We start from the raw sequence: 24524 nt of genomic DNA on the forward strand, positions 1-24524 counted from the left end.
CCTATTCTGCCGGCTCCGGCTTCAACTGGGCTTCGTCCGCCGGTGCGCGTTTCGCGGGAATCCATCGACGCCAATCAACCGAAGCCAGCGTCCCAACGATACCTTTCGGCAGGAAGACGGTGACAAGTATGAAGATCCCACCCAGCGCAAACAGCCAGTAGGGCGCCAGAAAACCTGTCGTGAAGATCGTCTTGAAATAGTTGATCAGGACCGCCCCCAGCGCGGCGCCTGTAAGCGTGCCGCGCCCACCGGCGCCAACCCAGATGACCATCTCGATCGAATTCGCCGGATGAAACTCGCCGGGATTGATGATGCCGACCTGCGGCACATAAAGGGCACCCGCGACACCGGCCATCATGGCAGCAAGCGTGAAGACGAACGTCTTATAGGCCTCGACACGATAGCCGATGAAGCGTGTGCGGCTTTCGGCGTCGCGGATTGCGACGAGCACTTTTCCAAGCTTGGACTCCACGACCGCTTTGGCAATCAGGTAGCCGGCCATCAGCGCGATGGCTGTTGTGGAAAAGAGAGCCGCTCGTGTTTCCGGAGCCTGCACCGAGTAGCCGGCAATGGTGCTGAAGTCCGTCAGTCCGTTGTTGCCGCCAAATCCCATGTCGTTACGGAAGAATGAGAGCCACAAGGCGTAGGTCAGGAGCTGCGTGATGATCGAGAGATAGACACCGGTTACGCGAGAGCGGAACGCAAAGTAGCCGAAGACAAACGCGAGGATGCCCGGGACGAAGAGGACCATAAGGAGGGCGAACGAGAGATGGTCAAAGCCCCACCAGTACCACGGGAGGTCCTTCCAATTCAGGAAGACCATGAAGTCCGGCGGCGCACCGCCACTGGTCTGCAGCTTCAGGTACATACCCATCGCATACCCGCCAAGCGCGAAGAACGCACCATGGCCGAGCGAGAGAATGCCGCAATAACCCCAGATCAGATCGAGGGATAAGGCAAGGAGCGCGAAGCTTAAGTATTTGCCGAAGACGACGACCGTCGACGTGGAGACGTGGAAAAACGAATCCTCCGGAACAGCCAAATGAAGGACCGGGACCATGACGGCAAGGATTGCCAGGATGCCTAGGAAGATCGTCCCGCCAACGTTGTTTTCAAATATCGCCCGTGAGATCATTGCTCTATCGCTCTCCCTTTTAGCGCGAAGAGCCCACGCGGCCGCTTCTGAATGAATAGGATGATGAGGACGAGCAGCAGAATCTTGCCCAAGACTGCGCCGGCAAACGGCTCGAGAAACTTGTTGGCGATGCCGAGAGACATTGCGCCGATCAGAGTGCCCCAGAGGTTGCCGACGCCGCCAAAGATCACGACGAGGAAGCTATCGATGATGTAGCTCTGGCCGAGGTTCGGCGAGACGTTGTCAATTTGGGAGAGAGCAACCCCTGCCAAGCCTGCGATGCCCGAACCCAGACCAAATGTCAGCGCATCGACGCGTCCCGTCCGAATTCCCATCGAGCCCGCCATGCGTCTGTTCTGCGTGACCGCGCGCATCTGAAGTCCCATGCTGGTGTAGCGCAGGGCAAGAAGAAGTCCCGTAAAGATCAACGCGGCAAAGATGAAGATCCAGAGTCGGTTCCATGTGATGGACAGCTGTCCGATTTCAAAAGCGCCCGACATGAAATCCGGAGCGCCTACCTCTCGGTTGGTTGGCCCGAAGATCGTACGCACGGTCTGCTGGAGGATCAGGCTGATACCCCATGTGGCCAGGAGCGTATCGAGGGGGCGTCCGTAGAGGAAGCGGATCACACCGCGCTCAATGGCGACGCCGACAACGCCCGCAACAACGAATGCAAGAGGAACAGCAATCGCCAGGGAATAATTAAAAAGCTCTGGCGCGGAGGACCGGATGAACTCTTGAACGACAAAGGTCGTGTAGGCCCCGATCATCACCATTTCGCCGTGGGCCATATTGATGACGCCCATGACGCCGAAGGTGATGGCCAGACCAATCGCGGCGAGCAGCAAGACAGAACCCAGCGAAAGCCCGTACCAAAGATTTTGCGCTGTTTCCCAGAGCGCGAGCTTCGTCTCGACCGATGCCTCAGCACTGGCGGCTGCTTTCTTTACAGCCTCTGATGCCGTGTCCGGTACTGCGCGTATCAGCCCGAGGGACTCTTGATCGCCACGTGCTTCCAGCGATTTTATTGCATCAATAACTTCGGCGTCGGGGTGACCCGTCGTTGTTACGATGATCGCGGCTTTTGCCTCGGTGAGCATCTTCGCAATTTCAGCGTTTTGCTCCTTCGCGAGCGCCGCGTTGACTGATTGCAAATTCTTTACATCGCGCGTTTTGAAAACGCTCGCCGCCGCATCACGGCGTTTGCCCGGATCATCGGCAAGTAACGATAGGCCACCCATGGCCGCGTCAACGAGGCCGCGCAGTTTATTGTTCAGCCGAACCGCCTTCAGATCGTCTGGCGGAGAAGTGGTCGCGTCCCCCGTTCGTGCATCGACATAGGCGCCGGAATCTTTTTTCCAGGCAACGACGTTTTGCGACTTGCTGTAGAACAAACGACGTGAAGAAGCTGCATCAAGAATTTTGTACGCTTGAGGATGGCCGGAGGCCGCTATTTCCTCGATAGCTCTCTCGGTTTCTGAAAACGAATTCGCAGACAGCCGCTGTAAGCCTGTTTCGAAACTGTCGGCTTCCTGCGCTAACGCGTGACCGGCAGCCAAGCTCAAGCAAAGCATTAGAAGAAAGAAGAAGGTTTCCCGCATCGCACCGCTTTCTATTGGAAGGCCACCGAGCGAGTTTTAACGCACCCGGTGGCTCCGAATTTATTGCGTGAGACACGCCTTCTTCACGGTGTCGTACTGGCCGCATTTCAGCTCAACCCAGTCCGACTCCAGGTTTTTGGAACCGTCGAGGAAGTCTGACCATGCATCACCCGGCACGAGATCTTCCGTTTCCCAGACGACATCGAATTGTCCGTCAGAACGAACTTCTCCGATCATCACCGGCTTGGTGATGTGATGGTTCGGCAGCATCTTGGACACACCACCGGTGAGGTTGGGCGTTTCAACGCCTACGATGGCGTCGATTACGTTGTCAGGATCGGTCGTGCCTGCTTTCTCGACGGCCTTCACCCACATGTTGAAGCCGATGACGTGAGCTTCCATCGGGTCGTTGCTGACGCGCTTCGGATTTTTCGTGAAGGCTTGCCACTTCTCGATGAACTCTTTGTTTTCCGGCGTGTCGACGGACATGAAGTAGTTCCAGGCGGCAAGGTGGCCGACAAGGTTCGTCGTATCGACACCAGCCAACTCCTCTTCACCGACCGAGAAAGCGACGACGGGAATGTCGGTTGCGGAAATGCCCTGGTTGGCGAGTTCCTTATAGAAGGGAACGTTGGCATCGCCGTTGATCGTCGAGACGACAGCCGTCTTCTTGCCAGCGGAGCCAAACTTCTTGATGTCCGACACGATCGTCTGCCAATCGGAATGACCGAACGGCGTGTAGTTGATCATGATGTCTTCCTTCGCCACACCCTTGGCGAGGAGGTATGCCTCCAGAATCTTGTTGGTCGTGCGCGGATAGACGTAGTCTGTTCCGGCGAGCACCCAGCGCTTCACTGAGCCGCCCTCTTCGCTCATCAGATAATCAACGGCGGGAATTGCCTGCTGGTTCGGAGCTGCACCCGTATAGAAGACGTTACGTTCGCTCTCTTCACCCTCGTACTGCACGGGATAGAAGAGGATAGAGTTGAGTTCCTTGAAAACCGGAAGGACAGACTTTCTGGATACCGATGTCCAGCAACCGAAGACGGCCGCGACTTTGTTTCCAGCAATGAGTTCACGTGCCTTTTCAGCAAAGAGCGGCCAGTTCGATGCGGGATCAACGACAACCGGCTCGAGCTTCTTTCCGAGCAAACCACCCTTCTTATTCTGCTCTTCAATCAACATCAGCATGACGTCTTTCAAGGTCGTTTCGCTGATGGCCATCGTGCCCGAGAGCGAATGCAAAATGCCGACCTTGATCGTCTCTTCGGCTGTTGCGTGGTGAGCTGCCGACGCGACGATCGGCAACGCAATACTCATAAGACGCACGAACTTTCGTAACGTATGGAAAACCATAAAGCTTCCTCCAGACACGGCTGACTTTCATTCTCGGCGGAATTGTTCCGTTTGCAGAACGAGCTTCCACTCTTTCTCGAGTCGCTACGCGACCCTCAGCGCCACCCTCCAACGGCGCCGAAAATCGATCGTCTCAAGTTCGGATTTTTCATTCGCTTCTAGCCCCTCGTTCCGATCTAGTTCCGACCGAAATTCCCTCATTTGCCGTCTTCCTGAGCAGAACCCCGAGGCCATTCGAATGGCCTCCAGCTCGATTGAACAATTTCGCTCACAACGGGTCTGGAGGCCTTCCCTGAAAATGCGGCAACATACGGATAAATCAGAACTTTTCGTCTGCCGACGATGCGGACCAATAAATTCTCAGCAACATGCGTGCCAGGACCGCGGAGGTAATTTTTTCACGATAAAAATCAGCGGGTTGCCAGATATTATTCGCGCTGCTTCAGCGCTCGTTGAAAACCCATTGCTGCTTAACTGCTAGGCGTTGTGCTGAATAATTAATCCAGCACCTTCGGCCCCCGATCGTCAGGGTAGCGAGGCCGGTCGGCTCACCCGCACATCGCGATCATGGATTGCTGATGCGATCTGGTACGGCGCATTTGTGTGCTTCGAAACGTGAGAGGCCGCCGGTGACGGCACCAGCGGCCTCTTTATACGAGTACAATCGGAAAGCTTCCTGCCAGCCGCGTTATAGCGGCGCTGTTTCCCCTTAGCTTGCCATTTGATCCCGGATCGGCAGCTCACGCAGGCGCTTTCCGGTCGCTGCGAATACCGCGTTGACCATGGCGGGAGCTATTGGAGGCACACCCGGTTCGCCAACACCACCTAATGGCTCTTCGTATGTCTCGTCAGGTGCAACAAGATGCACGTGAATTTCGCGCGGCGCCGCATCGATCCGTGTCAGCTCAAAGCCGTCAAAGTTGGTTTGCTCGACCTGCCCGTCACGGAATGTGATGTTGCTGACCGTCGCGAGACTGACGCCTTGGATGACGGCGCCTTCCATTTGAGAGCGTATCCGTTCCGGGTTGATCTGAGGTCCACAATCGACGGCAATGTCGACACGTGGGATCGTTATCCGCCCACCACCGTCGACCTCTACTTCTACGACCGCAGCCGTGTAGGTCACAAAGCTACGGTGTGCCGCAATGCCCAGTCCCCGCCCCTTCGGCAACTCGCGCCCCCACTTCGACGCTTGGGCCACGACCTCCGTTACGCGACGTAATCTGCCAGTATCAATTGCATATGTTTCAGGGTGTTCACCGTAGTTCCACCACGGATCATCCGTCTTTAATTCGGGCAACTTGAGCGTGATCCGTCGCGGCGGGCCGATGAGCTCGAGCAAGTAATCCTTTGGATCACGTCCCGCGGCAGTCGCCAATTCAGCCACAAAGGACTGGATCGCGAATGCATGAGGGACATTGGTCACCGAACGGAACCAGCCGATCCTCGTATGCGCCTCAGCCTCTCCATTCTCAACGCGAAGGTTTGGTACGTCGAGAGGAACATCGACCAAGCCCATGCCGAGCTCAAATGGGGCTTCATACTTTACGCCCGGCTTGAAGATCGACGTAATACTTGGAGCGACGCTGCGATGAAGCCAGGCGACCGGCTTCCCATCGGCGTCTAGCCCAGCCTCCAGGTGCTCTACGGCCGTCGTATTGAGGTAATCGTGCATGAGGTCGTCCTCACGCGTCCAGGTGACTTTGACGGGACGCCCGTCCACCGCCTTCGAGAGAAGTGCGGCTTCCAAAGCGAAATCCGGCTTGGACTTGCGGCCGAAGCCACCGCCCAGGAGGGTGACGTTCACGGTAACATCCTCATAGGCAATGCCCAGAAGCTTTACGAGACGATCGCGTGCCGCTTGCGGGTCCTGCAAGGGCCCCCACACTTCGCATTTCCCATCCACGATGCGCGCGACCGCTGCCGGCGGCTCTATCGTGCCGTGCGCGTGGTGAGGGATGTAGTAGTCCGCAGTAATGCGCTTAGCCGCCGTCTTCATCGCGGCATCAACGTCGCCATAGCTGCGAATGACTTTGCCCGGCTTTTGTGCCGTTGCTCGCATGTCCGCGTGATAGATATCGGTGGAATACGATGCGTTGGGACCGTGGTCCCATGTTATGTCCAGCTTGTCTCGCCCCTGTATTGCCGCCCAGGTGTTTGAGGCAATGACGGCAATGCCGCCGAGCGGCTGGAATTCTGAAGGTGGCGGCGGCGATTCAAGTTCGACAACCTTGACGACTCCGGGCACTTTAAGGGCCTCAGTGGCATCGAATTTTGCGACTTTGCCACCGTATACGGGCGGCCGAACAATCACGGCATAGAGCATGTCGTCGAACCGGGTATCGATGCCGTATTTCGCGCGGCCTGTCGTGATGTCGAAGTTGTCGACCAACCCGATCTTACCTTTCCCAATATACCGGAACTGAGACGGCTTCTTGAGGCTGATCTTCTCGCGGGGAGGAACGGACATCTCTGCTGCGGACTTAGCCAACGCACCGTAGCCGAGCTTGCGGCCGGTCGCTTTGTGAATCACTTCATGGTTCACCGCTTCGACTTCGTCGACGGGGACATTCCAGGTTTTCGCCGCAGCTTCCTCCAACATGCGACGCGCGGCAGCTCCCATCCGTCGCGCCGGTTGGAAGTGATGGCGCATACTGCGCGAACCATCGGTATTCTGGTTGCCATACGTTGGCTCATCGCCCGGGGCTTGCACGATCTTCACGCGGGACCAATCCGCGTCCAGTTCGTCGGCCATCACCATGGGCAGACTCGTGCGGATGCCCTGACCCATCTCCGAACGATGGCAGATGATGCTCACCGTCCCATCTTCGGCAACGCTGAGGAAGACAAGCGGATCTTCCTTGAGACCGTGTGGCATCGCATCGCCACCGTACGTTTGCCCGTCAGCCCCAAAAGACGGCTTCAAGCCGGCCGCAAGGACAAACACGCCAGCACCCAAGCCCAACGTGAACGCGCGACGACTGACGTTCGTGATGTCTGATAGGACGTCATTGGCTACTGTAGTCATCGTGCATCTCCCAGCTTGGAAGCGGCAAGTTTGATGGCGGCGCGAATGCGTGGATAGGTGCCACACCGGCAGATGTTCCCGCTCATAGCGGCATCAATGTCATCGTCCGTCGGCTGTGGCGTATCCTTCAGAAGCGATGCTGCCTGCATGATCTGACCACACTGGCAATAGCCGCACTGAGCGACGTTCAACTCTCGCCATGCGACCTGAACGGGGTGCATACCCTCGGGATCCAGGCCTTCGATTGTCGTGACTTGCTTTCCGGCCGCATCGGCCAACGTGGTCTGACAGGAGCGAACAGCCGTCCCATCCAGATGCACCGTGCACGCCCCGCAAAGCGCTGCGCCGCATCCGAATTTCGTACCTGTCATGCCTGCGATATCGCGCAGAAACCACAGGAGAGGCATTTCGGGATCACCGTCGAACTGCATCTCTTTGCCGTTTACTGTGACTGTCGTCATCCGAGGTTCCTGCTCATAAAGTGCGATGTTGTTCGTCGCCGCCGGTAAGCGGCAGCATGTCGACCAAGCGCCATCACATCGGCCCAGCCGGACCGCTTCCTGCTTTTGTCTTTCCGATCGCCTTCGCGATTGTTTTCATGTCGTCGCGGCTCAATTCGAGTCGGGCTGCGTCCAACCAGCCATCAACTTGTGCCGGGTTCCGGGCGCCGACGATAGCGCCAGTGACCCCACGTTAACCCAGAGTCCAAGCCACGGCAACAGCTGCAGTGGTTGTGCCCTTCTCGGCCGCCATCGCCCCGAATGCATCGGCGAGCCTGAGGTTGCGTTGCAGTTGCTCGCCAGAGAACTCGCTGTTTCGGGAACGCCAGTCGTCCGCAGGCAGTGCTGCCGCACGTTCCGCGGAGAACGAACCCGTCAATAGGCCTGACTGCATCGGGCTGTAGACAATGACGCCTGTTTCATGAGCCGCGCACCAAGGTAGTTCCCCTTTGGCAGCCTCGCGCCGGATTGCGGAGAACGGCGGCTGCAGCGTATCGACATGGCCAATACGTTCTGCGGCTTCCAATTGTGCCGTGCCATGGTTGGATAATCCCGCCGCGCGGATCTTCCCTTCCTTTTTCAGATCCAGCAGCGTTTCCCAATAAACTTCCAAAGGCGTGCCGTCGTTAGCCGGCCAGTGCATCTGGTAAAGATCAATGCGCTCGACATTGAGCCGGCGCAGGGAGAACTCGACTTCGCGGCGAATACTGTCGGGTGCTCCCACACGACGTGGCGGAGCAAGCCGATCAGCCTCATCCCAGACAAGCCCGCATTTGGTGAAAACGTACGGTCGCCGATTTTCAGGAATTTCGGCCAACGCCTCGCGGACGATTTCTTCGGAATGGCCAAGCCCATAGATGGCTGCCGTATCAACCCAGTTGATCCCGACATCGACGGCATGACGGATTGCGGCGACCGATTCCTTGTCGTCTTGCTTGCCCCACCCAACGGCCCAATCAGGACCGCCAATCGCCCACGCTCCGAAGCCAACGCGGGTAATCTCCATATCCGTCCGCCCGAGTCTGCGCGTCGGAAGCGCAGTCGTTGCGTGTGGACGGGATGCGCTCTGACCCACGGGGAACCTCCATCATGTTGCAGTGCGTATATGGAAGCGCCATACTGATCTTTCTAATAGAATTTTGAGATCAAATTATTCTGAATTAGAGATGGTGAGCATGGATCTCCGTCAGCTTAAACATTTTGTGGCCGCGGCCGAAGAACAGCACTTCACGCGGGCTGCGCGCCGCATGAACATCGTGCAATCCGGCCTCTCCGCCTCTATTCGCGGGCTTGAAGAGGGTCTCAGCACGAAGCTCTTCTTTCGCAATACCCGACAAGTAGAGCTGACCGCTGCTGGCCAGGTTCTTTATGAAAAGGCCAAGGTCATTCTTGCTGCAGCGCAAGATGCACGGGAGGCAGTCGCGGCGATCAACGGTCTCCAGCGCGGCGTTCTTGCGATCGGCACGGTGCAAAGCTTGAGCGCCTTCATTGATCTTCCGGAACTGTTGGGCCGCTTTCATGCGCAGCATCCTTCCATCGAGATCAAGTTATGTCAGAGCGGCATGGGCACCCTGATGGAAAAACTACAGGACGGCCGCGTTGACCTTGCATTTATGCCTCTCGTCGAACCTCCCAAAGGCATCACGACGGAGTTGATCACTTGTGAAGCTCTCGTTATCGCGTGTCCTCCGTCGCATCCTCTGGCCGAACGCCGTGACGTTTCACTTCACGAGCTCGCACGAGAACCGTTCGTCGACTTTCAGGCCGACTGGGGAACGCGTCGCCTCATAGACCGTACGTTCGCAGAAGCCGGCGTTTTACGGCAGACTGCGTTCGAGGTTAGTGATCTTCAGGTCATGCTGGAACTTGTTTCGCGCGGCCTCGGCGTCGCCCTGCTGCCGGAACCCATCGCGATCGCGTCTGCTGCGGAAGCCAGTGGCATCAGCATCGGCTACGCGGAACTGAAAGAGCCCGAAATCTGCTGGGAACTGGTCGTCGCTTTTGCCGGCAATCTGCACATCCTCGCGCCCAAAAATCCGGCGGCGCAGGCTTTTCTCGACTTGATGAGTGAAGCTCGAAACGCGGCTGAGACGACCGTCTAGCATTACGGCAGTCCAAGAAACTCAAACGGTTTTGCCGCCTTGAACTCGCTCGTCGCATTTCCCGAATACGTGCGATCCTGGTTCGCGCCGAGATCAAGTTTGCGAACCGAATTTGGGGCGGAAAAATCGATCTGGTTCAGCTCAACCCAGAACGTGTTCGGCGTTAAAGCGGATTCAAAAAAGTAGAGTTTACGCTTGTGATCTACGACAGTGCGCCAGCGCGTTGAGGAAATGTTGGGCTCCTCGGGCGTGTTTAGGCCGTAGGGCACAGACGCATTCCGAATGACACTGAACACGCTCGCAACCGCGCGATTGGGCTCCTGCTCCTGCGGGACGGCCTTGATGTAAAACGAAGCACGCGCGAAGCGATCGGCCGCTCTGTTGGTCCCGGGGAGCATAACCGTACCGCCGATCTGCTTCCAGTATGCGTTCAAGGCCAGCTGCTGTTCGAATATCGGTGAATTGGTCATCACCTGATATTCTCTTCCGTGATGGATGACCTGCTTTCCCTGAATGTATTCGATAATTGCGCTATCACCGCTCGCATCCGACAACGACAGGTGCAAGGTCGTCAGCCGGGTTTCGCCGGGGACGTTCGCCGTGACGATCGTGAAGGGTTCTTTCCTCAATGCGTCGACCGCCTCTTGGACCGTCGCAAAATTGTCGAGCACGTATTGAGCCCACGCGGCGATTGTCAAGCCAGGCTTTGATTTGTCGCGCGTCGGATATTCGGACTCAACGAGCCAAAGGACGTTGGCAGCCAGCCCTTCCTCGTTGAAACCATCCGTAGTGGACACATCATAGCCGGAGGCAATGACGCTTCCGTATTTTGACGTCCACTTGATCGAGTTAGGACCAGCGTTTCCCGTACGCTCCATACCGCGTGGAAAAATCCAGAGGTTGGTCCCAACATCATTCTTCCAATCCATGGACCGAGCTGTAATGACCTGTCCGTTTGCACCCAAATATACGGCGCGGGTGCAAGCTTCCGCAGTGGAGGAGGTGATCAACAGAGGCGCCAGAATGAGTGCCAATGCGGGATATAATTTGCGGTCGGCGCTGCGACACAAGACGGATTGTTGGAACCTCATACCTGCCACCTATGAATTGTTTAGCCCCGTCGTTGAGACGCAGAGCGGGACTATTTCATCGGTGCTGAATGACAACCACTTCAACGTGGCGGCATGGCTAACAATTTCAGTTTAGTTTAAGATCTCTCTTTCCGGCAGGTATCATAGTTCTTGCCGCGTCGGGCGCGCATCGGCCGCCGGATTCAGATCGCGTTCGTACCAGTTTTTCGTTCCGTTCACGATGTAGACCACGGACAGCATCACCGGCACTTCGATCAAAACGCCGACGACTGTCGCAAGTGCCGCGCCCGAGTTGACCCCGAAGAGACTAATCGCTGCAGCTACGGCCAACTCAAAGAAGTTGCTGGCTCCGATCAGAGCGGAGGGACCGGCAACGCAATGCTTCTCGCCCACTAAGCGATTCAGCAAATAGGCCAAACCGGAATTCAAGTAGACTTGGAAAAGAATAGGCACCGCCAACAGCGCAATGACCAACGGCTGCTCCAGAATCTGTTTGCCCTGGAAGCCAAACAAGAGCACTAGCGTCGCTAGGAGAGAAATCAGCGATGTCGGCTGCAGCGCAGAAAGTAAATCTGCGAGAGCCAGCTCGCCTCCATGCGCCAAGACCAATCTTCGTAAGACTTGCGCAATCAGTACCGGGACCAGAATGTAGAGCACCACCGACAAAACCAAGGTGTTCCACGGAATGGTGATTGCTGAGAGGCCCAACAGCAGTCCAACGATCGGCGCAAATGCGAACACCATGATGGTGTCGTTGAGTGCGACCTGAGACAACGTGAAGTGCGGTTCCCCTTTCGTCAAATTGCTCCACACAAATACCATGGCCGTGCACGGCGCGGCCGCCAGTAGAATGAGCCCGGCGAGGTAAGATGTTATCTGATCTTCTGGCAGATAGGGCCGGAAGAGATAGCCTATAAAGAGCCATCCCAACGCAGCCATCGAGAACGGCTTGATCGCCCAATTGACCAGGAGCGTCACACCGATGCCGCGCCAGTGCTCTTTCACGTGTCCAAGCGCAGCAAAGTCGATCTTGATGAGCATCGGAATGATCATCAGCCAAATGAGCACGGCAATAGGCAGGTTGACCTGCGCCACCTCAACCGCAGCAATCGACTGGAACGCTTCGGGCATGACATGGCCCAGAGCGATGCCGACCACCATGCACAGCGCAACCCAAAGAGACAGGTATCGTTCGAAAGAGTTCATGAGCCCTACAGTCTATAATTTGATTTTAGCTTCGACCGATTTCCCGAAGTTCCTCTTTGAGCGTCTCGCTATCGAGCTCTTCAAACGGCAAAGCGATGAACTTCCGGATGCGATCGCTCATGATCTGCAAAGTCTCAGAAAACGCACGGCGTTGGGCCGCAGGTGCGCCTTCGACGCGCGACGGATCGGCTATTCCCCAATGCGCACTCACCGGATGACCCGGCCATACTGGGCAAACCTCGTCGGCAGCGGCATCGCAAACGGTGAATATGAAATCGAACTGCGGAGCCCCTGGCTGGGCAAACTCATCCCAGGATTTGGAACGCAAAGCGTCTACGTCATGGCCAAGTTCTCCGAGGAGATCTATCGCGTAGGGATGGATGCGTCCGCTTGGCTGGCTGCCGGCGCTGTATCCAAATAATCTGCCCTGCCCCAACCGGTTCATTGCGCTTTCTGCGAGGATTGAACGGGCGGAATTATGCGTGCACAAGAACAGCACATTGTAGTTCTTACCAGGCACGCCGTCTCTCCTTCGGCGAACAGCTTTTTTTGATTTCGTTGATGATGGGCGTGCAAATTTCCGGACTGCCGCCACAACAATCCTTAAGCATAAACACCGTCAAAGCCCGCAAGCCTTCGAGAGAGGCCCGATAGACTATCGACCGGCTATGCCGCTCGGACTTGATAAGTCCCGCACGTGAAAGATGCGCCAAGTGCGTGGACATCGTGTTTTGCGGAACATCCAGAAGACGTGAAATCTCTCCAGCAGGAAGCCCTTCAGGCTCATGCCGAACGAGCAGGCGAAAGGCGTCCAACCGTGTCGGTTGAGCAAGCGCGGCGAGGGCGAGCAGAGCATCACTTTGATCCATATATCGAGATATCCAGAAATGTAGCCATCCGTCAATCCCAATCTGTCACCAGATCGCGGAAACCAGCTGTGGCCGGATTTTCTAGCGCGCAAGCCTGATTTTTTGGCGTTGTGTAGAAATTATGCCCATCTCCTATATAGGAGTTGACGCCATTCTCTGGGGCATTAATCTCAATATGCAGCAAGTCCACCATAGGACATCGTGTTGATGCGGGTCCCGAGAATGAACGCACAGGACGACAACAGGGGACCTTCGGAACCCAAGGAATCCGCGAAGTCGAAGCATCGGTTGATCGCGGAGCAACTCCTCAGCGAGATCGAGTCCGGGCGCTGGAAGCCCGGCGGTCAGCTTCCGTCCGAAGAGCAACTTGCCAAGGAAGCCAAGGCGAGCCTTGGCACCGTTCAGCGTGCTCTCCGCAATCTCGTCGACATGGGTGTTGTTGAACGCCACCAAGGGCGGGGGACTTTCGTATCCGGCGCACGCGCACCGGAGCGTCATCTGCGCCATTTCCGTTTCAAGGCCGACGGCGGGGAACAACTCCTGCCTGTCTATTTCACCATTCTTGACGCTGAAGAGACTCAGGAGAGCGGGCCTTGGCGGGATTTCCTCCAGGCCAAAGAGGACCGGTTCATCCGCATCCGGCGGCTCGCATCAATCAACAAGGAATTCGACGCTTTTAGCGAGGTCTACCTGCCGGCAGACCGCTTCGGGCAGCTCGCGCGTATGAAGCGGGTAAACCTCGACGGTGTCTCTATCCGCGACATGCTCGCCGAGCGCTTCAACGCGCCTACACTCAACTCGCGTCAAACAATGCTCTGTCAGGCCCTTCCTCCGCGCGTAACGCGCATTATCGGAGTGCCTGCTGGGCAATACGGAATTGTCTGGACGATCTGCGGGATGACTTACCGCGACGTGCCCATCACATGGCAACGCATCTTCCTGCCTCCAAGCGATCGAATGTTGGAGATCGCAAGCGGAGCACCATACGAGGGGGCCAGCAAGAGTGGGGGCTAGCTTCTACAAAATAGCGTTTTTTATTTCTTCTTCCCGAAGGTCTCGACGGTCGCAGACAGCTCGGAAACTCGGGGGATTGAGCACGGGCCAAAAACAAGCGCAGACGGACAAAGTCTGCCAGAGCATTCGCCGGTTTGAGCCGGAACCCTTTTCAAGTTTGAGCATAGGAGAAGAAGATATGACGACACCCAATCCACTGCGGCTCGCACGCAAATTCGCCCGATATAGCGCTGCCTTGGTGGGCGCCGTCGGTATGGCGTCGATGTCCTTCCTGCCTGCGTCCGCACAAGACATGCCGGAGCTTAGCTTGAAATTCGGGCATCCCTACAACGAGGCTCACCCTCTGTCTCGCGGTGCACAGAAGTTCGCCGATATCGTGAAGGAAAAGAGCGGCGGCAAGATCACTGTCACTGTCTACCCCAACAGCACCATTGGTTCGTCGCGCGATCTCGTTGAAAGTCTCCAGATTGGCGGCGTTGTTGATTTCGCACTGGTGCCCACGACCAATGTCGCCAGCTTCTATGCTCCGCTCGACATCTTCTATCTGCCATTCATTTTCCGTGATCGTGAGCACGCCTATGCCGTTGCTGACGGTCCTGTCGGCAAGAAGCTCTATGAAGACATGTTGAAAAAGACCGGCATTCGTACACTCGCGATGTATGAAAGCGGCTTCCGTACCATCACGACGCGCAACACAAAAGTCGAGAAGCCGGACGACATGAAGGGCGTCAAGTTCCGCGTGGTGAACAACCCGCTGAACGTTGCGACCTTCAAGGCACTCGGCGCCAATCCGACACCTATGGCGCTCTCAGAAGTCTTTACCGGGCTTCAGCAGGGCACCATCGACGGTCAAGACAACCCCGTTGGCAACGTGAAGGCCTTCGGCTTCGACAAGGTGCAGAAGTTCATCACTCTGTCCAACCACCAGTGGGCCGGCATCATGTTCCTCGCCGACGACAAGATGTGGCAGAAGCAGCCTGAAGCCGTTCAGAAGCTCTTCCAGGATGCCGCGCTAGACACGCAGGCTTGGGAACGCGAAACGCTCAACGAAGAAGAGGCAAAATATCTTTCCGAAATGGAAGCTGGCGGCATGACCGTGACCCGCCTGACGCCCGAACAGACCAAAGCCTTCCAGGCCGCGATGAAAAAGGTCTGGGACGAGTACCGTGGCAAGCTCGGCAGTGAGCTGATCTCGAGCGTTGTCGAAACCAAGTGAGAAAGGATGGGCCGCCAGGAACGACTACCGGAGAAATCATCATGAAAATCGTCCAGAAAATCCTAGACTTTTCCGAGCATATCCTGGCGGCCATTTGTGTCGTCTGCTTCGCCGCGATGTTTGTGCTTGGCGTCGCTACGGTGTTCTTTCGCTTCGTCGTGGAGAGCTCTTTGGCTTTCCCCGACGAACTCATACGCTATCTGTTCGTGTGGGTGATGTTCTTAGGATCAGCTGTTGCGCTTCGGCGCAACTCCCACGCTGCAATCGGAATCTTCATTGATCAACTTCCCGATGGGGCCAAGCGTGTCGCGCTCCTCTTCGCATCATTGGCCAGCGCGCTCTTCTTCACCATCCTTGTCGTAAAGGGCGGAGAACTTACCCTCCGGGTGATGCCGCAAATCTCACCTGCGCTCGAGGTTTCGATGGCTTGGGTGTATGCGGCGGTGCCGGTCGGTGCAGCCTTCATGCTGATCTATGTCGTGGAGCTTTTCGTACGGCAACTCACGGCCCCAGCTTCCGAACTCGTCTCGAGCGGAAGCTGAGCTCTTAGACGCACTTCTTTCAGACCTGCGCCGAAAGCGGCCTACGAGGGACCTCCGACATGACGACCGCTACAATTTTTATCACACTCATCGCTTTGATGATGATCCGAACGCCGATCGCTGTTGCACTCGGGCTGGCAAGCATCGCAGGTCTCGCGTTGAGCGGCATCAGCTTCGAGATTGTTGCCCAGCGCATGTTCTCGACGAACAATTCATTTCCACTGCTCGCTATCCCGTTCTTCATTCTTGCCGGTGAGATCATGTCGACAGGCGGTATGTCGCGCCGCCTCGTGGATTTCGCGGGATCTCTCGTCGGTCATTTCCGCGGAGGCTTGGGCGCAGTCGCCATTCTCGGCTCCAGCTTCTTCGCTGCGCTCTCGGGCTCTAATGCTGCGACCGTAGCCGCCATTGGCAGTGTCATGAACGGACCAATGGCGGAGAAGGGATATGACCCGCAGTACACCGCGGCCACAATCGCCGCCGCCGGCGTCACGGGCATGATTATTCCGCCGAGCATTCTGCTCATCCTTTACGGAGTCGTTACTGGCGTTTCGATTGCGGATCTATTCCTCGCTGGAATTCTTCCGGGCGTCCTGATCTGCGTCAGCATGCTGTTCCTTAACTGGTTCCTCTCTGCTCGGGAGAAAGTTGAGAAAGCGGAGTTTCAAGGTGCTGGCGAGATCGTCCGAACGTTCAAAGCGGCGTTTTGGCCGCTCCTCATGCCGGTCATCATTCTCTCGGGCATCTATGGCGGTATCTTCACGCCAACCGAAGCTGCGGTCGTGGCCGTACTTTACGGGCTGATCGTTGGCTGGGCTTACGGCGAGCTCTCGCTGAACTCGCTTTATAAGGCGTTCTTCAAGGCGGTGATATCGTCTGCCATCGTGATGTTCATCATGAACGCGGCCGGCGTCTTCGCCTGGTTGATTACTATCAACCAGATTCCGCAAAGCATCTCTGCGTATCTCGCGGCAACTGCCGGCAATCAGATTTTCTACATTCTATTCGTCAACGTCTTCTTGCTGCTCGTGGGCTGCATGATGAACGCCGCCGCGGCCATCGTTATATTCACGTCGATCCTCTACCCGGCGGCGATGAGCTTCGGCATCGACCCCATCGTGTTTGGTGTGATCATGGCGGTGAATCTGAGCATCGGCACTGTCACACCGCCGCTTGGCGTCGATCTGTTCATTGCTTCCGCCATCACGAAAGTCTCGGTGGAACGGATCGTCGTTTCGATCTGGCCTTACATCTTGGTGCTGATCATCGACCTCCTTTTGATCTCCTATTGCCCGCCGCTCTCCACGTTCCTGGTGAACGTCTTCAAGTGAGGTCGCGCTAGACCGATCCACAAGGAAACTGGCGCGCTGATGCAAAAAACGGCGCGCCCAAATCTACTGATAAGAAGGACTGGAAGATCCATGACAAGTACAAACGCCGACGTGACCTCGAACCGTCCGTGGGAGGAAATGGACAGCGGTGTTATCCGGCGTGCGATCGCCGACAATCAACTCGGGCACGCCGAGATCTCACCGTCAGGCCGTTTCGAAGCCGGTTCCTATGCATCGTTCACGCTGACCTACACCGCCGGCGTGTTCGGCGTCGATGATTCCGGAAGCCTACGCGTCTGCTTCCGTTTCGCTTCGGACCAAAGTAACCCGCAGTTCGACGACCCTAAAGGCCCTAACTACTGCACGGTCGAAGCCTCCAACGGCGCCGTACTCCAGGTGCGGTGGGATCCGAAGGCCAACGTGCGCCCCTGGGATCGTACGTTATGGATCAAGGTCGTGAAGGGATACCTCAAGGAGGGCGATCGCATTGTGATCCGCTTTGGCGTGACGGATCATGGCGGCCCCGGCATGCGGCTTCAGACCTTCTGTGAGCAGACGTTCGAATTCCGCGTACTGGTCGACCCGATCGCAACCTTCAACTTTCAGACGCTTCCAGATCAGCCAATGATCTCGATCGTTCCGGGCGCGCCGGAACGCTATGTCGCCGTACTGCCGACGCGGCGGCGCCCCGGCGAGCGTTTCGCTTTGAAAGTGAAGGGCGAAGACAAGTGGGGTAACCCCTCAGATCAGTGCGACGCCGCGCTTACGTTGGAGGCACGCGGCGCCATCGACGGTCTTCCAAAGACGCTCGAAATGAAACCCGGTCGTTTTGCCTTCGAGTTGGACGGACTTTCTGTTGCTAAACCGGGGGAAGTTTCCGTCCTCGTTCGCGATGTTTCCGGCGCAGTCGTTGCGGAGACCAATCCGCTCATCATCGAGGATACGAAGCTCGTCCATTTCTGGGCTGATCTGCACGGACAGTCGGAAGAAACGATCGGCACGGGCAGCGCGCGCGAATACTTCGCCTTTGCCCGCGACCGCGCGTTCGTCGATGCCTGCGGCCACCAGGGCAACGATTTCCAGATTACCGACGAATTTTGGGCAGAACTCAATCGTATCACAGCCGAGTTCGACGAACCCGGCCGCTTTATTGCCCTGCCCGGATACGAATGGTCGGGAAACACTTCGCTTGGTGGCGACCGTAACGTCTATTTTCCTGTCGAAGACCGTATCATCCGCCGATCCTCGCATGCTTTGATCGAAGACCAAGCGACGGCCAAATACGACTGCACGACCGCAGGCAAACTGTTTGAAGCTTTTGCTGAAGCTGGTGAATTCGACGTCGTTTGCTTTGCGCACTGCGGCGGGCGTTACGCTGATATCAAGGTCGCGCATGACGGACGTTTCGAACGGTCGGTCGAAGTTCACTCATCATGGGGCACGTTCGAGTGGCTGCTGCATGATGCGTTGGACTTAGGCTACCGAGTCGGTGTTGTGACAAACTCGGATGGACACAAGGGGCGCCCGGGCGCAAGCTATCCTGGTGCTGGAAAGTTCGGCGCTATCGGTGGACTTTCCTGCTATCTGATGGAAGAGCTCTCGCGGTCTGCACTGCTTGATTGCCTGAGAAAGCGCCACCACTACGGCACGACCGGTGGTCCGGGCGGCCGTATGATCATCGACCTCAAAGCGCGCTTCAGCGCAGCGGGAACGCTCTATCATGACGATCCGAAGCTCGGACCGGCGGAAGGCCACTCTGCGACCGAAGCCCTGATGGGCGACATCGTACACTTGCCGGACGGCACGTTTAACCTCGATGTGTCGGTCGCTTCGAACTCGCCTATCGAGAGAATCGACATCTTCAACGGCCGCGAACTTGTAGAGACGTTGCGTCCCTATAGCGAAGCCGATCTCGGCGCCCGTGTCCGGGTGCTTTGGGAAGGCGCCGAATATCGCGGGCGTTTCCGGGAAGTGATCTGGGATGGAAGCGCACGATTTAACGACAACGGGATCGTGGAAGCGCGCCCCGTGAACTTCCTGAACCGGGACAAGAAACTGGAGCAGGACGGCACAGACGGGCTGACGTGGAAGGCGCTGACGACGGGTAACTTCGGCGGCTTCGATGTGACGCTGAATGATGCGAAGGCAGGCGTTCTTGAGTTGAAGACACCGCTTGTCTCGTTCGAACTGCCGGTGGCTGACATCGGAATGGAAGACCGTGTTTACGACGCGTCGGGACAATTGCCACGCTTCGTCAAGGTCTTCCGCTTGCCGGAAGACAACCCACACCGCAGCTTCCGCTTTAATCGCGATGTTCCACTGCATGCGAACGGCGACAACGCCATCTACATCCGCGTTACACAAGAGGATGGCACGCGTGCATGGACCAGCCCGGTCTATGTTTATAGATAAGGGCCGAAGTGCCCCCACGTCCGCGCGCGGCTCGGAAGGTCGCGCGCGGATTCACGTGTGAGCACCAATAAAAACTTGGCGTCTGAGCGACCAATAAGGGCCGCTTACCAGGAGTTGCCCTATTGGGATTAGAATCCTTTGTTGTCATTCTGGTCGCAGGGGCCCTCGCCGGGGGGTTCGTCAACGGGCTTGCCGGCTTCGGGACCGGCATCACTGCAATGGGCATTTGGCTCTATGCGGTCTCACCAACCGTCGCGGCGACACTGGTCATCGTGTGCTCTCTGGTTGCTCAACTTCAAACTCTTCCCAAAATTCGTCACGCCATCGAGTTGAAGCGTGTTGTCCCTTTTATCGTGCCCGGCCTGATCGGCGTGCCCCTTGGCACCGCACTCCTTGCGTCGATCGATGTCAGAACATTCAAGCTTGGCATTGGATGCTTGCTGCTATTGTACGCCACGCACTCCCTTCTTCACCGGTCTCGGAGCCCCGTCGCGTGGGGTGGTCGCCTAGCTGATGGCGCTGTTGGTCTAGGAGGTGGAATTTTGGGCGGGCTGGCTGGGCTGTCAGGTCCACTGCCGACGATATGGGCTGATGTCCGAGGCTGGACGAAGGACCAAAGACGAAGTGTGTTCCAAGTCTTCAATATCACCATATGCAGCGCCGCTCTGGCGTCGCATTTTGCTGCCGGGCTCGTGACAAAGGAACTTGGCATCGCCGTAGCTGCCGCTCTGCCGGGAACATTCGCCGGTGCGTTCCTCGGGTCTGCCTTGTATGCCCGCGTCAACGATAAGCGTTTCAAAGAGATCATTTTGGCATTGCTGGGCGTGTCCGGGATCATTCTGGTTTGGACAAATATCTAAGACGCCCCTTCGCTTTGATATCCGCTTGTTCTTGTCCACCTGGAACCTGGTGGCGGCATCGCAGCGCGGGCGCTGCACAGGCCCAAATATCTGATATAGGTCGCCCCGAGTGTGAGAAACGCTCGGAGAATGGCAATCGGGGATGACCTAAATTTGATGCAACGGCATCGTAACGACCAGCACAGCGGCAAGATCCTCCTGCTTATCAGCGAGGATTGGTTCGCGCTTTCTCATTTCAAGCCGCTGATTGCGACCTTGAGAGAGTTTGCCAACGAGGTCGTGATTGCGACCCGATCCTCCGGGCGCTTCGATGAACTCGAGGCGCTTGGCGCCCGTGTTGTGCCGTTCGACTTCCGTCGTTCCTCGCTGTCTCCCCTTCGTCAGGCCGGAACGGTGCGGAGCCTCGCGCAGCTCATTGCGCAAGAGCAGCCTGACGTCGTCCATGTGGTCGCGATGCAGCCCATGGTGCTATCCGCCCTTGCCCTGAGAATGGCTCCACGGTGTCGCGTCGTTATGCACCTTACAGGGCTTGGCTTTCTCGGAATTTCCGAAGGCATGGCTGCTCGGGTTATTCGACCGGCGGCATTTGCCGCACTCGGCGGTATTCTCGGCCGGCCCGACACGTGGCTCCTAGCGGAAAACCCCGATGACCGCGCCTACCTCACGAACAACGGCATAAAGATTGGAACGCGCTCGACCGTGTTGGGCGGAGCGGGCATAGATATTGAAGCTTACCCCGCTCTTCCTCCTCCAACTTCGACAGTTGCATCAACGGCTTTTGTGGGCCGGATTATCCGTTCCAAAGGACTGGAAACACTCGCCGAAGCGGCTCGTATCTTGCGCCATGACGGAACAAAGATCACGTTGAAGCTTTACGGCAAGATTGATCATGACAATCCTGATGCCATCTCAGAGGCGCAGGTCGCGCAGTGGCAACGCGAGGGGCTCCTTGTTTGGCACGGCCATGTCTCGGACGTTCGCGACGTCTGGGCCGATACTGATATATGCGTTCTGCCGGCGATCACGCGGGAAGGTATGCCGCGGGCAGTTCTAGAGGCCGCAGCGTGCTCTCGGCCTTTGATCGTCACCGACGTTCCCGGCTGCCGGCACTTCGTTCGCAACGCGGTGGAAGGCTATGTCGTCCCCGCAGGCGATGCACAGGCTTTGGCAACGGCTTTGGCCCGGCTCGTGCGCGAGCCTAATTTGCGCGTGGAGATGGGCAAGGCAGCGCGGGAGCGCGTCTTGTCCGGCTTCACACTGGAACACGTGCAGGAAGGCATTCGCAGTGCCTACAGCGCGCTCCTCGCTCAGCACAACGCATAATTTTACACATGGCAAATCCACCTCTTCTCACCCTCAAAGATATCCATCTGACGTTTGGTGGAACTCCACTGATCGAAGGCGCAGAACTCAGCGTTGCCGCAGGGGACCGGCTCTGTCTCGTTGGGCGCAACGGATCGGGTAAATCAACCTTGCTGAAGATCGCTGCCGGCCAGATCGAACCTGATTCCGGAACCCGTTTTGCACATCCAGGAGCGGTGATCCGTTATCTACCGCAGGAAGCTGACTTCTCTGGCTTCAAAACAACCAGTGACTACGTCGCAGCGGGATTGAGCCCGACGGATGATCCGTATCGTGGTCAGGTCATGCTTTCTGAACTCGGGCTTTCGGGTGAGGAAGACCCCGCGCAACTTTCCGGTGGCGAAGCGCGACGGACGGCACTTGCGCGCGTCTTGGCGCCAAGACCTGACGTTCTTCTGCTTGATGAGCCCACAAACCATCTCGATCTCCCTGCCATTGAGTGGCTCGAAGCCGAACTCAAGACGACGAAAGCGGCGCTCGTCCTGATCAGCCACGACCGGCGGTTTCTAGAGAACCTATCCCGGTCGACTATCTGGCTCGATCGGGGAATTGCGCGTCGGCTCGATCAAGGTTTTGCAAGTTTTGAAGCATGGCGTGATCAACTTCTCGAACAGGAGGAGACCGAGCGACATAAGCTCGATCGCAAAATCGTTCGAGAAGAGCAATGGATGCATGGGGGTGTTACAGGGCGCCGCAAGCGTAACGTCCGCCGCGTCGCGGAACTCCGCGCAATGCGAAATGAGCGCAGCGAATTCCGCCGCGCACAAGGCAATGTGGTTCTGGAGGCCTCGGAGAGTCAGCTGTCGGGCAAGCTCGTCATCGAGGCAAAGAACCTGACGAAGTCATATGGTGGCAACCCGGTCGTCCAGGACTTTTCATTGCGTGTGCTGAGAGGGGATCGGATCGGCTTCGTAGGACCGAACGGCGCGGGCAAAACGACTTTGATTCGCATGCTTACGGGCGACCTCACGCCAGACAGTGGCGATCTTCGCCTCGGCACCAATTTGGAACTGGTCATGCTTGATCAGAAGCGCGACGACCTCGACCCCAACGCCACCGTCGCCCATGCTCTGACCGGCGGACGTGGCGACCAAGTCATCATCAACGGCAAAGCTCGGCATGTTGCGAGCTATATGAAGGATTTCCTTTTCCTGCCGGAGCAGGCGCGCTCCCCCCTATATGTGCTCTCGGGTGGCGAACGTGGACGATTGATGCTGGCACGTGCATTGGCGAAGCCCTCCAACCTTCTCGTGCTGGACGAGCCGACAAACGATCTCGATCTTGAGACTCTCGATCTGTTGCAGGAACTGCTCGCGGATTATCCGGGCACAATCCTGCTCGTCAGCCATGATCGCGATTTTTTGGATCGCGTGGTCACCAGCGTTATCGTTCCAGAGGGAGAAGGCCGTTGGCGGGAATATCCGGGCGGCTATTCGGATATGATCGCGCAATGCCGTGGGGCAATGGATATTGCGCCTGACAAAGGCATGCCTGCACCCGAGCGGCGAGAAAAATCATCAGTCTCTGAGAAGAGTGGTAACGAACGGGGTGCGGCACAACGCAAGCTGTCCTTCAAGGAAAAGCACGCGCTGGAGAAGCTTCCCGGCCAAATCGATGCGCTACAGGGTGAGATCCAGGGCCTTCATGCGCGCATCGCTGATGCCAATTTTTACGCGAAGGATCCCGGCGGCTTTACGCAGGCAAGCGAGCGGCTGGCCGCAGCCGAACGCCAACTCGCCCAGCTTGAGGAAGAATGGCTGGAACTGGAAATGAAGCGAGAGGAACTGGAAGGCTGACTCGCGAGGCCGCCTGAGGCGTGGACAAGCGGCCTCGCGGGTTTTCCGTTTTTACGCACCCTGCTTCCAAACCGCCGTAGACCGGCAGCGATTGCATACACGGTTTCCGGACCAGGCACTGACAAACTCCTCATGGCATACGAGGCAATGCCTGACCTTTTCACCTGGTGCCAACGTCGTCGTCTGCTGCTGCTTTTTCTTTCTCATTTCTCTTGTGTTCCTTCTCTTGCATGAACATATAAGGAACACAGGTTGATTATTCAAGTTAACTCCCCTTCAGGACGCCGCTCAGTGCAGGGCGGCTATGCGCATGCGGAGTTCAGTAGATCTGCTTGAACTCACCCTGCTGCCCCCCATATGTTTGCTTAAAGATGCTTTTCGGGTGGCTTTAGAGAAGCACTCAAGAGGCATGGAGGCCCAACTGTCAGGGCTCCACGGAAGGGCCGGTTTTTTTCCGGAAAAAAAGTCGCTTAATACAAGGACTTGATTCAAAGATGACACGCATGGGTATGCTCTCCCACCCGCTTTTGCTTGGGTTTGAAGAGATCGAACGTCTGGTCGACAGAGCCGGTAAGGGTGCCGATGGCGGCTACCCGCCTTACAACATCGAACGCGTGGCAGTGAGAGATAACGGCAGCGCTGAGCTGCTTCGCATCACGCTCGCGGTTGCGGGTTTCACGAGCGACCAGCTTGAGATCACTCTAGAGGACAACCAGCTTACCATTCGCGGCCGTCAACAGGACGACCAAGCCCGCGACTATCTTTATCGCGGCATTGCTGCCCGGCAGTTTCAACGCACCTTCGTCCTGGCCGAAGGGATCGAAGTGAAGAATGCCAACTTGGTGAACGGTCTCCTCTCAATAGATCTGGTCAGGCTAGAGCCGGAAAAAACGATCCGAAAGATCAATATCGGCAACGGAAAGCCTTAGGCCCGACCGTTAAGATCAAGAGTAGAGCAAGCAAGTAGCGTGGCCTGATCACGCGAATCGCGCAATCATGTAGGCTATTGGCGTCGAGCGGTTGGATACGCGCTCCAGTCCCGCCGCGGTAGTCGGGCATGATGGCCTTGGAGCCATGGTGATTTGGCAAAGGCGGATGAAGGG

General features: G+C 57.1%; 20 protein-coding genes. 10 read left to right on the forward strand and 10 right to left on the reverse strand.

The features are described from left to right. Position 1: 1 nt before the first annotated feature. From urtC to K5845_RS00545, 6 genes are all read right to left on the reverse strand, one after another. Positions 2 to 1135: an urea ABC transporter permease subunit UrtC gene (gene urtC, locus K5845_RS00520; protein WP_046477878.1), complete on the reverse strand. Its 1134-nt coding sequence runs from the start codon at positions 1133 to 1135 to the stop codon at positions 2 to 4. Continuing rightward, the gene (gene urtB, locus K5845_RS00525) at positions 1132 to 2736 is read right to left on the reverse strand and encodes an urea ABC transporter permease subunit UrtB (RefSeq protein ID WP_502814113.1); all 1605 of its coding nucleotides are present in this window, start codon (positions 2734 to 2736) and stop codon (positions 1132 to 1134) included. Before urtB ends, urtC begins: the two co-directional genes overlap by 4 nt. 60 nt (positions 2737 to 2796) lie before the next feature. Next, complete coding sequence (gene urtA, locus K5845_RS00530; RefSeq protein ID WP_197540911.1) at positions 2797 to 4056, reverse strand: urea ABC transporter substrate-binding protein; 1260 nt, start codon at positions 4054 to 4056, stop codon at positions 2797 to 2799. 745 nt (positions 4057 to 4801) lie between these two features. Continuing rightward, positions 4802 to 7120 carry a xanthine dehydrogenase family protein molybdopterin-binding subunit gene (locus tag K5845_RS00535; protein ID WP_287957987.1) on the reverse strand — a complete coding sequence of 773 codons (2319 nt, stop codon included), beginning with the start codon at positions 7118 to 7120 and terminating at the stop codon, positions 4802 to 4804. Further along, positions 7117 to 7581 (reverse strand): (2Fe-2S)-binding protein, encoded by a 465-nt coding sequence (locus K5845_RS00540; RefSeq protein WP_046477872.1) that lies wholly within the window; start codon positions 7579 to 7581, stop codon positions 7117 to 7119. Before K5845_RS00540 ends, K5845_RS00535 begins: the two co-directional genes overlap by 4 nt. 232 nt (positions 7582 to 7813) lie before the next feature. After that, positions 7814 to 8626 carry an aldo/keto reductase gene (locus K5845_RS00545; RefSeq protein ID WP_287957988.1) on the reverse strand — a complete coding sequence of 271 codons (813 nt, stop codon included), beginning with the start codon at positions 8624 to 8626 and terminating at the stop codon, positions 7814 to 7816. A 169-nt stretch (positions 8627 to 8795) separates the two neighbouring features. On the opposite strand from K5845_RS00545, the gene K5845_RS00550 reads away from it, so the two are divergent. Continuing rightward, positions 8796 to 9722, forward strand: a complete 927-nt coding sequence (locus K5845_RS00550) for a LysR substrate-binding domain-containing protein (RefSeq protein WP_287957989.1) — start codon at positions 8796 to 8798, stop codon at positions 9720 to 9722. Between the two features lie 2 nt (positions 9723 to 9724). On the opposite strand, the gene K5845_RS00555 is transcribed toward K5845_RS00550, so the two are convergent. From K5845_RS00555 to K5845_RS00570, 4 genes are all read right to left on the reverse strand, one after another. Then, the gene (locus tag K5845_RS00555) at positions 9725 to 10651 is read right to left on the reverse strand and encodes a linear amide C-N hydrolase (RefSeq protein WP_502814114.1); all 927 of its coding nucleotides are present in this window, start codon (positions 10649 to 10651) and stop codon (positions 9725 to 9727) included. Between the two features lie 303 nt (positions 10652 to 10954). Next, complete coding sequence (gene arsB / locus K5845_RS00560) at positions 10955 to 12019, reverse strand: ACR3 family arsenite efflux transporter (RefSeq protein WP_287957992.1); 1065 nt, start codon at positions 12017 to 12019, stop codon at positions 10955 to 10957. A 25-nt stretch (positions 12020 to 12044) separates the two neighbouring features. After that, positions 12045 to 12539 carry an arsenate reductase ArsC gene (locus tag K5845_RS00565; RefSeq protein ID WP_287957993.1) on the reverse strand — a complete coding sequence of 165 codons (495 nt, stop codon included), beginning with the start codon at positions 12537 to 12539 and terminating at the stop codon, positions 12045 to 12047. Next, positions 12529 to 12888, reverse strand: a complete 360-nt coding sequence (locus K5845_RS00570; RefSeq protein ID WP_287957994.1) for an ArsR/SmtB family transcription factor — start codon at positions 12886 to 12888, stop codon at positions 12529 to 12531. Before K5845_RS00570 ends, K5845_RS00565 begins: the two co-directional genes overlap by 11 nt. A 222-nt stretch (positions 12889 to 13110) precedes the next feature. Here K5845_RS00570 and K5845_RS00575 point away from each other — a divergent pair, with 222 nt between their 5' ends. The 9 genes from K5845_RS00575 to K5845_RS00615 all read left to right on the forward strand — a co-directional run bounded on the left by K5845_RS00575 (position 13111) and on the right by K5845_RS00615 (position 24350). Continuing rightward, the gene (locus K5845_RS00575) at positions 13111 to 13902 is read left to right on the forward strand and encodes a GntR family transcriptional regulator (RefSeq protein ID WP_046477861.1); all 792 of its coding nucleotides are present in this window, start codon (positions 13111 to 13113) and stop codon (positions 13900 to 13902) included. Positions 13903 to 14080: 178 nt separating this feature from the next. Next, positions 14081 to 15118: a TRAP transporter substrate-binding protein gene (locus K5845_RS00580; protein WP_046477859.1), complete on the forward strand. Its 1038-nt coding sequence runs from the start codon at positions 14081 to 14083 to the stop codon at positions 15116 to 15118. Positions 15119 to 15159: 41 nt separating this feature from the next. Then, positions 15160 to 15660 carry a TRAP transporter small permease gene (locus K5845_RS00585; RefSeq protein WP_046477858.1) on the forward strand — a complete coding sequence of 167 codons (501 nt, stop codon included), beginning with the start codon at positions 15160 to 15162 and terminating at the stop codon, positions 15658 to 15660. A 59-nt stretch (positions 15661 to 15719) separates the two neighbouring features. Next, positions 15720 to 16991, forward strand: a complete 1272-nt coding sequence (locus K5845_RS00590; protein ID WP_046477856.1) for a TRAP transporter large permease — start codon at positions 15720 to 15722, stop codon at positions 16989 to 16991. A 90-nt stretch (positions 16992 to 17081) separates the two neighbouring features. After that, the gene (locus tag K5845_RS00595) at positions 17082 to 19403 is read left to right on the forward strand and encodes a DUF3604 domain-containing protein (protein WP_082101065.1); all 2322 of its coding nucleotides are present in this window, start codon (positions 17082 to 17084) and stop codon (positions 19401 to 19403) included. Between the two features lie 122 nt (positions 19404 to 19525). After that, positions 19526 to 20263 (forward strand): sulfite exporter TauE/SafE family protein, encoded by a 738-nt coding sequence (locus tag K5845_RS00600; RefSeq protein ID WP_046477853.1) that lies wholly within the window; start codon positions 19526 to 19528, stop codon positions 20261 to 20263. A gap of 129 nt (positions 20264 to 20392) precedes the next feature. Next, the gene (locus tag K5845_RS00605) at positions 20393 to 21586 is read left to right on the forward strand and encodes a glycosyltransferase family 4 protein (protein ID WP_052743781.1); all 1194 of its coding nucleotides are present in this window, start codon (positions 20393 to 20395) and stop codon (positions 21584 to 21586) included. An 8-nt stretch (positions 21587 to 21594) separates the two neighbouring features. Beyond that, a complete protein-coding gene (locus K5845_RS00610; protein WP_287957998.1) occupies positions 21595 to 23421 on the forward strand; it encodes an ABC-F family ATP-binding cassette domain-containing protein in 1827 nt (608 codons plus the stop codon). A 494-nt stretch (positions 23422 to 23915) separates the two neighbouring features. Beyond that, positions 23916 to 24350: an Hsp20 family protein gene (locus K5845_RS00615; protein WP_287958000.1), complete on the forward strand. Its 435-nt coding sequence runs from the start codon at positions 23916 to 23918 to the stop codon at positions 24348 to 24350. Positions 24351 to 24524 lie beyond the last annotated feature (174 nt).

The organism is Filomicrobium sp. (assembly GCF_025698805.1).
In the GTDB taxonomy this organism is placed as follows: domain Bacteria; phylum Pseudomonadota; class Alphaproteobacteria; order Rhizobiales; family Hyphomicrobiaceae; genus Filomicrobium; species Filomicrobium insigne.